The 13,918-nt window shown below is 33.1% G+C and carries 13 protein-coding genes; all 13 read left to right on the top strand.

Annotated elements, in window-relative coordinates; translation table 11 throughout:
* Window positions 1-73: 73 nt before the first annotated feature.
* A complete protein-coding gene (locus tag ND812_RS18080) occupies window positions 74-628 on the top strand; it encodes a helix-turn-helix domain-containing protein (protein WP_265376717.1) in 555 nt (184 codons plus the stop codon).
* 508 nt (window positions 629-1,136) lie between these two features.
* The gene (locus ND812_RS18075) at window positions 1,137-1,490 is read left to right on the top strand and encodes a hypothetical protein (protein WP_265376716.1); all 354 of its coding nucleotides are present in this window, start codon (window positions 1,137-1,139) and stop codon (window positions 1,488-1,490) included.
* 108 nt (window positions 1,491-1,598) lie between these two features.
* Window positions 1,599-1,817, top strand: a complete 219-nt coding sequence (locus tag ND812_RS18070) for a hypothetical protein (RefSeq protein WP_265376715.1) — start codon at window positions 1,599-1,601, stop codon at window positions 1,815-1,817.
* A gap of 557 nt (window positions 1,818-2,374) precedes the next feature.
* Window positions 2,375-2,611: a type II toxin-antitoxin system Phd/YefM family antitoxin gene (locus tag ND812_RS18065; RefSeq protein WP_265376714.1), complete on the top strand. Its 237-nt coding sequence runs from the start codon at window positions 2,375-2,377 to the stop codon at window positions 2,609-2,611.
* The gene (locus ND812_RS18060) at window positions 2,612-3,013 is read left to right on the top strand and encodes a type II toxin-antitoxin system VapC family toxin (protein ID WP_265376713.1); all 402 of its coding nucleotides are present in this window, start codon (window positions 2,612-2,614) and stop codon (window positions 3,011-3,013) included. It abuts the gene before it with no gap.
* Between the two features lie 325 nt (window positions 3,014-3,338).
* The gene (locus ND812_RS18055) at window positions 3,339-4,244 is read left to right on the top strand and encodes an ArdC family protein (RefSeq protein ID WP_265376712.1); all 906 of its coding nucleotides are present in this window, start codon (window positions 3,339-3,341) and stop codon (window positions 4,242-4,244) included.
* A gap of 825 nt (window positions 4,245-5,069) precedes the next feature.
* Entirely contained in the window at window positions 5,070-5,342 is a 273-nt protein-coding gene (locus tag ND812_RS18050) for a hypothetical protein (RefSeq protein ID WP_135640222.1), read from the top strand.
* Between the two features lie 27 nt (window positions 5,343-5,369).
* Entirely contained in the window at window positions 5,370-5,822 is a 453-nt protein-coding gene (locus ND812_RS18045; RefSeq protein WP_135640223.1) for a hypothetical protein, read from the top strand.
* Window positions 5,823-6,079: 257 nt separating this feature from the next.
* Window positions 6,080-8,113, top strand: a complete 2,034-nt coding sequence (locus ND812_RS18040; protein WP_265376711.1) for a TRM11 family methyltransferase — start codon at window positions 6,080-6,082, stop codon at window positions 8,111-8,113.
* Between the two features lie 228 nt (window positions 8,114-8,341).
* Window positions 8,342-9,466 carry a dsDNA nuclease domain-containing protein gene (locus ND812_RS18035; protein WP_265376710.1) on the top strand — a complete coding sequence of 375 codons (1,125 nt, stop codon included), beginning with the start codon at window positions 8,342-8,344 and terminating at the stop codon, window positions 9,464-9,466.
* A 33-nt stretch (window positions 9,467-9,499) separates the two neighbouring features.
* Window positions 9,500-11,203 carry an AAA family ATPase gene (locus ND812_RS18030; RefSeq protein ID WP_135640228.1) on the top strand — a complete coding sequence of 568 codons (1,704 nt, stop codon included), beginning with the start codon at window positions 9,500-9,502 and terminating at the stop codon, window positions 11,201-11,203.
* Window positions 11,204-11,452: 249 nt separating this feature from the next.
* Window positions 11,453-13,468, top strand: a complete 2,016-nt coding sequence (locus ND812_RS18025; protein ID WP_265376709.1) for a histidinol-phosphatase — start codon at window positions 11,453-11,455, stop codon at window positions 13,466-13,468.
* A complete protein-coding gene (locus ND812_RS18020) occupies window positions 13,449-13,754 on the top strand; it encodes a hypothetical protein (RefSeq protein WP_135640230.1) in 306 nt (101 codons plus the stop codon). Before ND812_RS18025 ends, ND812_RS18020 begins: the two co-directional genes overlap by 20 nt.
* Window positions 13,755-13,918 lie beyond the last annotated feature (164 nt).

Raw genomic sequence — 13,918 nt, 5'->3', positions numbered from 1 at the left:
TGAATGCATTGGCATAGAAACGACCAGATGCTCGTAGCCGGAGTCAGTGTTCATTTGGAAGAAGGAACCTAAAATGAAAACCAACCGAACAGGAATTTGGATTCCCAGGGAGATTGAATGCCTTGTGGATTTGAGTGTTTCTGAAAAGTATCTGCTTTCAGAAATTCGATCGCTAACATTGGCGAAAGGGTGTTTTGCATCGAACACTTACTTTGCAAAACTTCTTGGGAAAAAACCCGATACCATCTCTCGCATGATTTCTAAACTGCGAAAACGAAACTATATCTCACAACTTTCCTTCGATGGAAGGAGACGTGAATTGTCCTACTGCTTAGGAATTGTATCCGAACCAGCAGTGGAAACAAAACCAAGTGCCCCCTTCCAAAAATCCAAGGCAGATTCGGAAATTTCAGCAGTTCCTTTTGTACATAGTACAACAAAAGTACATAACATAAGTACAAAGAATCCTTTCGATGTTTGGAAAGAGTTTTTGCATTGGACAAACCAATTGGCACCTTCGACTCGCATTCGGATCCAGTCGGCCCTTGGACCAGAGAGTTTGACCAAACAAGATCGAATTTTTTGGGAGAACTTTACGGTGAGACTTCGGCCTATGTTTGGGAGTTAGGTGGGGTAATTATTGACGATGCGAAAAGTTGTCTCATCGTAACTGTAATATTTCGGACGGAATCAGCGGAAATACACTCGTGGGAATAGTATGAAAAAGAATGGCAATGGAAATCGGATAGGTTTACTATCCACTTCAGATAGAAATTCTTTTGAGGGAGTATACCTTGTAACACAATTATAGCACTAGGATTCTAAGTATACTTTTGGTTTCGTTTTTATTTTTTAGCTGCAAAAAAGATAATGTTATTGTGCAGAAAGAAGTTGCCGAAGAGAAATCCTTACTGATTGAAGAGAATTCCTAATTCAATAATTGGGATAAAGATCGACTTTTGGAGATTCCCTATGAAAAATACCAAAAAATTGATCCAACTCGTTTTAGAAAAGAGATCGGTGATCAAAAAGGGAATCTTTCTGTTTATGATTTTTATGAGGTTATACATAAGCAAGCAGGTCGAACTCGCGTTGTTATTTAGTTTGACAAAGAAGCAGGGAGATTTGTTTCTTTTTTGCAAGTTGGTTTTTCTGCGGAAATTGATACTCTAAATGAAGTATATTGTATTAAATTTACGAAAGAGTTTCGTGATTGTCGGCTTAGTTTTATTTTGTCGCCATACACAGATATGACACCTGTAGTCATTTATCTTCGTTCTAGAAATGATAAGTTATTTTATTTAATGCACCCAGAGGGAGAGTATCCAATGTTCTTCGGACACGGACATATTGATTCGGAAGAATTCCTAAAGAGTGCTAAAGAAGCTTATAGACTCTACAAATTAGAAAAAAATATACCTCCATTTACGGAATTCGGGTTCGCCGAAGAAGAAGTGCGAAAATTGGAAGAACTTCTTGGTCCGGATTAATAGAGTGGGGAAACGTATGTCAAGATCTGATTTTTGTAATGGCTGGACTTGTAAGAAATGATGAAAAATGCATTTCTATTAATACTTACAATAATCTGCATGAGTTGTGTGAAAAAACAATCTGATGGAAAATCAGAATTTATCGATAACCGTTCAATGTTAACAAGCGCAGAACAATTTAACCAGTTTGTGCAGGTGTTTAAAAATAAGGATTGTACGAATTTAAAAAAATGGCTAGGAGATAAACTTTATTATAGTTTCGATGAAGCTAGGTTTGCTTTTTTTTCTACAGGAAAGATTATTTTTTGGAACCTCAAATTAAGTTAGATGTGTGTGAATTCTTTTTTAACAAAAAGGCCTTTGATTCTGCAATGCATTTATTCACCGGTTTAAATAATCAAATTGGTCCATATCTTTTGCTAACACATTCTTGGGAAACTTCAATATCTGAAGATACAAATATCCCAATAAGCAGATTTACTATTTCATTCATCAAGTAGTCTAAACCAGGAGGTATGCGTTTTCTTCACAATTCAGAGACAGATTTTAAATTTAATTGTGATATAAAAATGGATTCTTACTGCTTATTGGAAGAAGTAATATCTTGGACAGTATCTGAAACTAAATAGCAGAAAAAATTAAATGATTCTTAACCCTCTCGATCATCTCGCTAAAACCTAGAAAATCATATTCTCTATCGGTTTTCTCTTCTCCCTTGTTGGTTCCATCTTCTATGGCACTCGCAAATACCGCGAATCCCAAGTTTCAAGTGCAATTAATTGTCTCTCAAGTAACTAAACAAGTTGTTTTGGTCTGATGGAAGGGTAGAGTAGGGGAATTGAATTAACTTGACAACTTGACAATATTGTTATCTTTTAGATAACATGAAGTCCTTTCCTGTTGGTGAATTAAAAACACATTTCTCCGAAGTCCTTGAATACGTTAAAAACGGAGAAAAAGTAGGGATTCTTTTTGGGAAAAACAAAAAGCCCATCGCTATGATTGTTCCTGTGAATCAAAAAAATGATCAAAAAAGAAAGATTGGTATGCTTGATGGGAAAGTTAAAATTAAATTCGATCATAATTTTTCTATCACTGAAGATGAATTCTTAAGCAACTAAATGTCATTTTTATTAGATACTCATGTTCTACTTTGGACCATTGGAGACTCAAAGCAATTAAGTAAAAAAGCTTCCAGTATTATTCAAGACCAAAATAATCAAATTTTAGTAAGTTCAATTTCTTTGTGGGAAATTTCTTTAAAATATAAACTTGGAAAATTAAAATTATCGGGTTTTAAACCTGAGGATATTCCGAAATTTCTTGAGAAATTAAACATCAAGGTCATTGAATTAAATCAATTGGATGCTTCCTCATATCATAATCTAAAGGAAGATTTTCATAGAGATCCTTTTGATCGAATGCTCATTTGGCAATGCATTTCTAATAAACTGACTTTGATTTCTAAAGATTCTGAAATGAAACATTACAAAATTTCTGGATTAAAAACGATTTGGAATTAATGATCCACTGAGTATAATAGATAGTTACGGACAGGCTCCAGAAAGTCTTATACCTACGTTGTTTAATATTAATTTAACAAAAAATTAATATGCCATCCCAAATTCTCTATTTCTCACAATCTTGCATCAATTTACTAATTTTACACGACTAAACGTTCCTCCATTCGGAAAAGATTCTTCCGAATCCCTTCCATAGATTTGTTACATTCATAACTCCCATTTGTCCTAGGCGACCTATATGGTTTAGCCTCTCCGGAAAAGACTCAGTTTTGCGATTTTTTTCGAGAATTGTGACACTCTTGGGTTCTAGATTACATCCATTGTTATGAAAGAGAACGATGCAAAAACGATCATAAAGAAGATTACAAACGATGTAATGGCGGCTTTAAAATCTGGTAGTCTTGGGAAGTGGGTCAAACCTTGGCAGAGTTTCGGATTTCCGACGAACGTGAAGACAGAACAATCATATGGACTAGTCAATACCTTTTGGTTAACAGACAGTTTGATGCGGTATGGGTATACGTATCCAGCTTGGGCCACGGAGAAACAATGGAATAGCCTTGGGTATTGTTTGAAGGCAGGCGAGGTTGCAAAGACGGTAGTTTTGTATCCTTGTCATGTAAAGTTTCCTATTTATTCCCAAAAGAAACAAGTAGTGGAGGGAATCGAAGAAGAACAAGAAGAGGCACCTCTCTATTACAAATCGTGTTTAGTTCACAAGGCGTTTCCTATTTTAAACATAGCACAAATCAATATTCCGGAAAACGAATATGATTTGTTTGTAACAAAGACTGTGGGAGATGGCTCTCCCGGAATCGATCAGTTTGTGCAATCGATCGAACACAATAGGGAAGAGTTCGGGGTGGACCAAGCATCTTACGTGATCCCTTTGGATACGATTCGTATGCCTAAAAAAGAGTATTTCCGAAGTGAAACCGACTATTGGTCTACTTACTTACATGAGTTAGGTCATTGTACGGGTGCTAGTCATCGGTTGCGAAGAGATTTTTCGAATGGCATTGGTTCTTACGCATTTGAAGAATTGGTCGCCGAACTTTGCTCAGCCATCTTTGCAGGTGAATTTGGATTTAGTGGGGAGTTGCAACATCGAGAGTATATTGGGTCTTGGTTAAGGATTTTGGAAAACAATCCACGAGCTATTGTCAAGGCGGGATATCTTGCAATGGAAGCGGTGGAGTATTTGAAGAAGGAAGCGAAGAGGGGGGGGTGAGGGCTGCTTAAGAGCCCTCCTCATTTCATTTGCCCAGATTGCCAAAATATTTGATTTAAACGAAGATCAGGCTAATCATCGTAGACTTCCCATATTGGGAAAAATGCAAAAAAATCCTTATTCCTAAAAAATTGAATTTGTTTATAAAATTGTATGTTTGGTGGCAAATTGATCGGAATTTCTACAAATAAATTTGCGAGTATTAAATCGCTGTTAACAATTTAATTTTTTTTATGATATTTTGTAATAATTTCTGATCGGCTTGCAATTTATTATTTTAACTCATCTCAAATTTAAGACCTCACCCCTCTTTTATTTTATCTGCTTTTTATATAAGATTTACTGTATATTTTAAAATACAGTTGATGCATTTTAAATTAAATTAAACAACTGTTTTGTTTTGCAAATGGGACTGAGGGGGCGAAGCTATGCCTATAGCCCCTTCTTTAGTAATTTTAGAATTCGCAGGGTCGTAAATTGTTGATCCCAAGTAGAAATTTTATAGAATTGGCGGATAAAAGTGTAGCTTATTTGAGCGATCTCAGAAGTTACCAATTCGCTTTCCAATACGAGTACACTCAATAGCAGTAACGCCTGTTATGCGACATAATCTATATTATCGCACGTTGCATATTGCTTCATATTAGATGGTATCTGAAAGCTTGGCTAGTTAAGACTGCACTTCAGAAACAATAGATGGATTTGTTACTTTTCAGACAATAAACGAAACTCTAATAAATTCAGTTAAGCGAAATGCCGCAGCTTTGCTTCTAAAAGATATAAACAGTTAATAGTCTTAATAAAAAAAGATTTACGGAGATTAAAATGGGATATAAAGGATTAATTACATTAGATTTACTCAATGCTACGGATGAAAATCGTAAGAAATTTTATGAATGTTTAAAGAAGAATAAATGGATAAAAATAGATGGTCTAACAACAGCTTGGGAAGTTTCATTTGAAGAAGAAATTAAAAGATCTGAAGCAATTGATCTTTTAAAATCAGATCTACTGGAAGCACAGAAAACAAGCAAGTTAAAGTTATTCAATTATGCAATTCAATTAGGAAAATCTGAAATTGAAATTTCAAATTTATGATTTAAAAAACATCGAAGGATATCAAGAATGAGTTACAAGCAACAAATTTGGACAATGGAAGAGTTAATAGAAAGAGACAATAGTATATACATAATTCATTATTATTTTAATAGTCGAGAACCTGAACTAGAGACGATACTAAGAGAAGGAGTCGAACGAGGAGATATAGTTCTCGGAAAAGGATATTCTGCTAGCAAACACAAACCACATACACCAAAAAACCAACATCATATACATTTATACTTCAAAAAAAATGAAATCTCTGCAATAAATATGGATGGATCAGGTCACGACGAATGGAAGAATAATGTATCCATTCCTAGCTCCATACTACCCACTCTAAAAAATAGATTCCCAAAGTTTAAATTTCCTGAAGGAAGATTAAATGAAAATACAATAAGTAAATCAGACACTCTTTGGCCATTTGATGAGAAATTTAAAAACCTAAATACAATGTACTTTGAAAAATTTAAAGATTAGAACTTATATTCTACAATAGTCGATCGAATTATTAAAAGCGAGTTACAACAGTTTTATGCGGCACTTCGCTTAACTACGCATTATCGCTGCGCTTCGGGACTGACGCCCTCGCTAGGGCTACGCCACATTCCTCTCCGTCACGCTTTTTTGCCTTCGCAAAAAGCGCGCCGACGCTAACGCCTACTCCGTAGGCTCAGCTACGAGGAACGTCGATAATGCTAGTTCGTTATGCGACATCACAAAAAGGAATAATAATAATGAATAAACTAACAAAAGAAAGAAAACTATTAAAATATGCCATTAAGAGTAGTATAAAAAAGAAAATGTTCAACTCTTCATTTTTTTTTACTTATTGGTTCGATGTTAGAGGGAAATCTTATTATTTCTTATTTAAGAATAATAAGAATGTAACAAATATTCAATTCGTCGAATTGATTTCTTTAGTAAAACAATTTAGCTCGATAAAGAATTATCATTTATCGCCAATTTTTTCTTCCGTTGAAGAATTCAAAGAAACATTGGAAAAGTTAATCGAAACCTTTTTTTCAAATGATTTTAGTGATAAAAAAATCACGGAATTTGTAGATACATATCTAATTTTACTTTTGAATTCGCTCGTAATATCTCCCCTACAGGGTTCCGCAACAATCCACTTAAATCCTTTTACTGATTTAAATCTTAGTTCCGTTTGTTCTCATTCTGGTTATATACATTCCTGTGGCAACGCTATCTTTATAAGAAACGCGGAAAAGATAGAATACAATGATTTTTTAGGATCAATTAGAAAACATTTTACTAAATTCAAAAGGCGGAAAACGCTAACACCTTTTATTGTCTACGCGCATGAAGACTTTTCGAAATTTGATAGAGAAGAAACAAATTTCCTTAAAAATGGTCTCGATGATGTAAAAATATATATCAGCAAATACTTTTTTAAGGAACTCTCAATTGATGAAATTCTAATTAAATTAGAAAAGAATCTAAAAGCCAATTGCATATTTCCATCGCCCGGAAATTACAAATCATTCACAATAGAAAAAAAGAACGATACGAATATAGAAAAAAATAAAGCTATATGGTTGGTATCAGATAAGGGAATTCTTGATTCATCGGATAAAAGCAGATATTTTTGTTGTTATGAGCAACTATTCATAAATAGAAATCCTTTTCACTTGTTCGATGAGAACAAACCGGGCTGGAATAATCACATTACCATTCCGCACACTTTAGCTGGCGCTATTTTAAATATTTCTCTTTCTACGTTAATTAATAAGAAAAAAACCTTATCAATTTGCGATCCGTTTGCTGGTTCCAGTACATTCCTTATAGAGGCTCTAAAATATAAGAATGTAAAACTCTTCGGGTTTGATTTAGAAAAAATCGGAATCCATATGCTTCATGATAATGAATTATTCTTTAATTTGAGTAGTATTGAATATAGACTAATCATCAAGAGATTAAATAAAATAAAAAATTACTATGAATTCATAGGAAACAATCCGAAGAAAGGTATAAAATTTGATAATCTTGTAAAACATGTTGGTAAAAAAGAAATTATTTTGTTAAACAAATGCTTAGACTTCGCATATGATTATGAATTTAATGAAAAGAAAATTATCGTATTAAATAAGCTTAAAAAAATGGAACTTTTTTCCAGAATATTATTTTATACAATTTTAAAAGTATTTATACGACATCAAAAAAATTTGACTCGTGGTTCTGAAAAATTGAATTCATCAATCGTTCAAGAAATACAAGAACTAGTTAATCCAATAAAGAAGCTTGCTAATATTTCAGAAAAAATACAAAATTCAAAAACTGAAAATCAATTCATTGATTCTTATACAATAGGTACAAATCCTTTTGGCAAAAAAATAGATTTTTCGACGATTAAATATATTACACAAAATGCAAATAAGTTGCAAAAGAATATGTATGATTTGATTATCACAGACCCTCCTTACGGATTTAATACAAAAGAAGATAACAAAATATTTGCGATCTTTTATAAAAATATAATACCAGTATTAATTGAAAGTTTGGCAGCCAAAGGTGTATTAACTCTCTGTCTACCAGCCAAATCATTTACTGGGAAAATCATTCCTTTATATATAAATCCAGGATTTATAACAAATTCAATCTTGCTCTACTGCAAAACCAAGAATTATAAAGTAATAAATTATTCTGAAAGCCTGCCATTTCCTTCAATATTAAAATTTCCCTACTATTGGGAATCACAAAAGGCAATTAGACGAGAAGTTCTGATATTTCAAATAATTAAATCTTTGTGACGTCGCATAACTGCGGATTATCGCTTCGCTTCGGGACTTCGCCTTCGCTCGGTCTCCGACACATTCCTCTTCTGTCACTCCTCTTGCATACGCAAGCGTCGTGCCAGTCCCTAACGTCTCTTCGAGACTCAGGGTCGAGGAACGTCAATAATCCTAGTTCGTTAAGCGCAATGCCCTTCAATTTTTTTATAGGTAACGTAAATGAGCATGATAAGTAAATCAACCTTAATGACAGAAGATATTTTGAAATATATAAATGACAAAGATTTATCCGAATCAGGCGGCAAACATAATCAGAAAGGAATCGAATTTCAAAAATATTGGTCTATTTTAAGAATGTTTGAGTTAATGAAGAATGATGCAGACGACTTCCTACTATTATTTGAGGCAATACAAGATATTGCAGAATTTGATTCTGCTACTAAACCAAAAAGTGTTACCATATATCAAATCAAAAAAAGTGACAGAAAAGAATGGACATGGAATAAGTTAACAGGCCTTCCTGAAACCCAAAACAATAAACAAAATGCAAAATACGAAGCATTCAAAGAAAGTATTATATGTAAACTCTTCTATTCAATTGAATCATTCAAAAAACTAAATAGTATCGGTGTCTTTATATCTAATAGCGGGTGTGATATACTACTCGAATCGGGTGATAATGTGGCTACATCAACAAAATCGTCCATTAGCGAATTATCAAATCAATATATAGAGATTATTGCAAAAGCTATTGAAACAATTTACACTATCCCAAAGCTAAATCAGAATCTTAATAGAATTTTCTTAGAGAGAACGTATTTACCAGTCGATGACCCAAAGACATATTGTATTGGATACGTACATAATTTTCTAAATGAAAGAAGTCCGAGGCATTCTGGACAGGCAAAATCGTTAGTTGATGCATTAATTGTTTCGATAAGTCCTCTTGGAGCAAAAACTGAAAAATGCAAAAGTTTCTCTGAAGTGGTACAGCGACAAGGTTATTCTAAAGCCTCATTACTTGAGGCTCTATCAAATCTACAAACAATTCCAGACGCAATTGAACTACTTGATTTTTGGCTAAAGGATCTTCAAGATTCTGGATATTCTGCGTTTGACATTGTTAAAGTAAAGCTAACAGCGACTAATATTTATAAAAATATTGTATTAGGAAATTTTTCCACAGAAGATCAAAAATTAATCGAAGAAATAGATAAGTTTTTATCAACAACTATTAAAGACAAAAAAGATATCTCATATGTAAAAAGAGCGTTAGCCATTTTTAGGCCACAAAATCCGAAGAAAACAGAAACAGAACTGATAGGATATTTATTAATAAGGATAATTATAAAATGCGTGGACCAGAATTAAGAAAACTAGTCAGGAGTATTAGAACAAAATCGTATGAAAAAATTAACATTCGAAAGCATTTGGATGATCTCTCACAAAGAGAAAATGGCAGCAAAGATACAATTCAGTCCGAAAAAAAACCTAATAGCAGGAAGAAATCACGTAGGAAAATCTAGCCTTATTAAAACGTTATTCTTGACTTTGGGTGCACGAGCGACTGGTGATTTGGCAAATTGGGATGAGAATTCAATATCAGTAGTAAAATTCAGTGTTAATGAAAAAGCATATTATGCTCTACATCAAAAAGGCAACAGAGCACTCTTTAATGAAAAAAGAAAAATTATAGCCTGTTCGACAACACATTCAGAATGGACAGATATTTTTTGCAAAATCACAGATTTTAACTTAATCATTACTAGCAGGAACCTACAATCTGTTTCAGCGGATCCCCGTTGTTTTTTCTTGCCATTTTATATCAATCAGGATGGAAGTTGGCTCGCTGATTGGGATACTTTTGCAGGTCTTCAACAATACAAAGCGCCAGTTGGTTCTATCTTAGAATATTTTAGCGGACTAAAACCACCTGAATACTATATTAACAAATCGCAAAAAACTCTAATTTCATTGGAAAAAGAAAGTTTAAATAAAGAACTAAATTTTCTTGAAAAAGCAAGAATAAGAATAAACGAAAAAGTCCCATCCCACAATACTAATTTAAATATATCAAATTTTAATGAGGAAATTAAAAATATTACGGAAGAATTTAATCAAATCAGCAAAGAACAATCTATATTTCGCGAAAAAGTAATAAGAGAAGAAGAACTAATTTCAAATTTAAATTTGCAAATTAAACTTGCCGAGGAAGCCTTACGTACTTCCGGGCAAGATTTTGAATATCTCCAGAAAGATAATCAAGAACATCTATACTGCCCAACTTGTGGTGCAGAGCATTCAAAATCGTTTTTAGATGTGATACATTATACTGAAGATTCTCGAGTTTTACGAGAGCTCGTAAACAGATTAAATGAAGATTTACTAAAAATTCTCCAAGAAAATAAAAAAACGAAAGCCTCCCAAGAAGAATATTTAAAGAGATTTAAAAAAATAGAAACTTTGCTAAATTCGAAAAAAGAGAACATGCGATTTGAAGAAGTTATAGAAAGTTATGGGTCAGAAAAGGTTTTTCGAGCCTTTAATGATGAATCAAATTTAATTAAAAATTCCATTATCGAATTTAATACTAAAATTGAACAAATTGATTCTAGAATAAGCGAACTTACAGATAAAAAGCGAGCCGAAAAAATTCTGAAAGTTTTTAGAGATTCTTATTCGGGAGCACGCAATTCTTTACAACTAAATCCGGCTAGCGTCGAAAAAATGAATATATCAAGTAGACCTAAGCTTTCGGGAAGTGGAGGTCCACGTTCTATTATGGCATACTATTATTCTCTTTGGAAAGTAATGCTTAACAAGGATTCGCCGTTCATAATACCTATTGTCATAGACTCCCCAAATCAACAAGCTCAAGATGATATTAATCTTCCAATAGTTAATGAATTTATTGCAAATCAACTGCCTTCTACAACTCAACTAATAGTTTGTTCAGAAACAGACAGTGAACACAAATATGACAGAAAAATTTATTTAAAAACTCAATACTCTCTATTAAATAAAAAAGATTTTTCGAAAATAGATAAAATCATTAAACCAATGTCAGAAATGATGTATTCTAAATTCAAAAATAATTCAATTGACTAAGGGCACAGCGCTTAACAGCGACTTACTGCTTCGCTTCGGGACGAGCCCTCGCTCGGGCTGCGCCAAATTGTCCTCCTGTCACTCGTTTGCATCCGCAAACTACGTGCCAGTCCCTAACGTCCCGTTCCGGGACTCAGGGTCGGACAACTTCAGTAAGCCTAGTTCGTTATGCGCAATATAAAAAATCTACATTGAATAATCCACTACTAGATTCATTATAATTTACATTAGTTATATCAGGAATTAAGAATGAAAAAAATAGATCTGCACATTCACACTATACCAACTATTAGTGATAGTCATTTTATTTTCAGCATAGATACATTTAAAAATTATGTTCGCGAAGCAAAATTAGATGCCGTTGCAATTACCAATCATGATATCTTTGATATCACTCAATATAAAATAATTCAATCAGAGCTTCCTATCGTTGTATTTCCTGGCATTGAAATTAATGTAGATAAAGGACATCTTTTATTAATAACTAATCCAGAACGTGTAGATTCTTTTGATTCAAGAACTTCAAAGGTATCCCAACGAATAACGAAAATAGGAGACAACATATCTTACGAAGAATTAGTCGAAATTTTTGGAAATCTTGATGAATATCTAATTATTCCACATTATGAAAAATCACCTGCAATTACTGGGAACACATTGGAAAAGCTAACAAGATTTGTTACTGTTGGTGAAGTTGATAGTCCGAAAAAATTTATTAGATCGATTAAAGATACTGAAAAACTGACACCGGTACTCTTTAGCGATTCAAGAATGAAAGAAAACCTAATAAATTTTCCCACAAGGCAAACTTTTGTCGATTGCGGTAACCTGAGCATAGAGGCTCTAAAGTCCTCCTTAGGTGATAAGGCAAAAGTTGCTTTATCTGCGGATGAAGGAAATAAACTTTTTCAGTTATTTGAAGATGGACAAAAGTTATCCACAGGACTAAACGTATTGCTTGGGGCCCGATCTTCTGGTAAAACTCACACGCTAAATAAAATAAACGAAAGCGAAGAAAATGTAAAATATATAAAACAATTTGCTTTAGTTCAACAATCAGAAGAACAGGAATTCAAGGGAACTTTAGAAAAAAAGAGAAGCGTATTTACAGAAAATTATTTATCTGGCTTAAAAAGAGTTATTGATCAAATAATAAACATTGATATCGAAGCTAACGAGCAACTTGTTGATAACTATGTTACAACCTTACTTAAAGCTGCAGAAGATTTTAATCGGAGCGATGTATTCTCTAAAGTTAAACTTTTTGATGAAATAGAATTCACAATAGGGAATTTGCAATCTTTGAAATCCTTAATTGAATCCATAAGACAAGTTATAGAAAATAAAGAGTACCATAATATCGTAACAAAACATTTAGAGATAAACTCATTAATAGCCTTAATAATGGAATTAATTTCTCTGCTCCGAGCAAATCATTTAGAAATCGAAAAAAAGAAAGTAGTAAATAGCCTAATAAGAGATATTAAAAGTGGTCTTCGAATAAGAACTTCAGCAGTTCAAGTAGAAGATGTTGATCTTTATAGAATAAGCTTGGATTATAAGGCAGTAAAAAAATTTGAAAAGATAGTGGAGTTTCTAAAAATAGATTCAACCATTCTCAAAGAAACAATTCAAGGTTTTACTATTGAGGCACAAAAAAGGAAATTTGCAGGGGCCGGAGAAATTAAATCTGTTAGTGGATTAAAAACAGCATTTAGTGCTGTTTATCAATTATATGATCAACCTTATCAATATCTGCGAGAGCTATTAAAAAATGACTATATACCTCGCTCAGACCTTTATAAATTTTTTGTCAAAATTGATTATAAAATATTAAATAGAGATGGATTTGAGGTGTCAGGTGGAGAAAGATCTGAATTTAGACTTCTTCAAGAAATTAATGATTCGCAAAATTATGACATACTATTGATAGATGAACCTGAATCATCTTTTGACAACATCTTTCTAAGAAGTGATGTCAATCAAATTTTAAAAGATATATCAAAATCAATGCCAGTTGTAATCGTAACTCATAATAGTACAGTAGGTGGATCTGTTGGAGCGGACTATGTACTATATACTAAAAAAGAAATCATCGGTGGGAAAATTACATACAGAATCTATTCGGGTTATCCTACAGATAAAAAACTACATTCAATAGATGGTTCTGAAATAAACAATTACGAAGTAATTATGAATTCATTGGAAGCGGGTATTTCTGCTTATGAAAAAAGGAGGATAAGCTATGAAGCTACTAAAAATTGAAAATAATAATGGTTTTTTTCGACTGGAAGATGGAAATTTTAAAGAAATTGATGCTTTAGACAAAGAAGGATTATTATCTTTAGTTAACTGGACTTTTGATGAAGATGAAATAGAATACGATGAATTCAATGATTCCATACTTAAAAACCAAGCTCATCAAATCATCTATAAAAGTATTTATAATAAATTAAGAGACTTGAGAAATCGAAGGAAAGAATATCTTGATGAAACTGCTCAGCTATATTTAGCTGATTATACAAAATACCGAGACAGCCCAAGACAATAAAAGTAAAAGTTTTATACTGCGCATAACTACGGCTTACTGCTACGCTTCGGGACGAGCCATCGCTCGGGCTGCGGCAAATTGTCCTCCTGTCACTCGTTTGCATCCGCAAACTACGTGCCAATCCCTAACGTCCCTTCGGGACTCAGGGTCGGACAACTTCAGTA

The sequence above is a fragment of the Leptospira limi genome (assembly GCF_026151395.1).
GTDB classification, from domain to species: Bacteria; Spirochaetota; Leptospiria; order Leptospirales; family Leptospiraceae; genus Leptospira_A; species Leptospira_A limi.
Note: the sequence above shows the minus strand (reverse complement) of the source record. Positions and strands in the feature narration are given on the sequence as shown.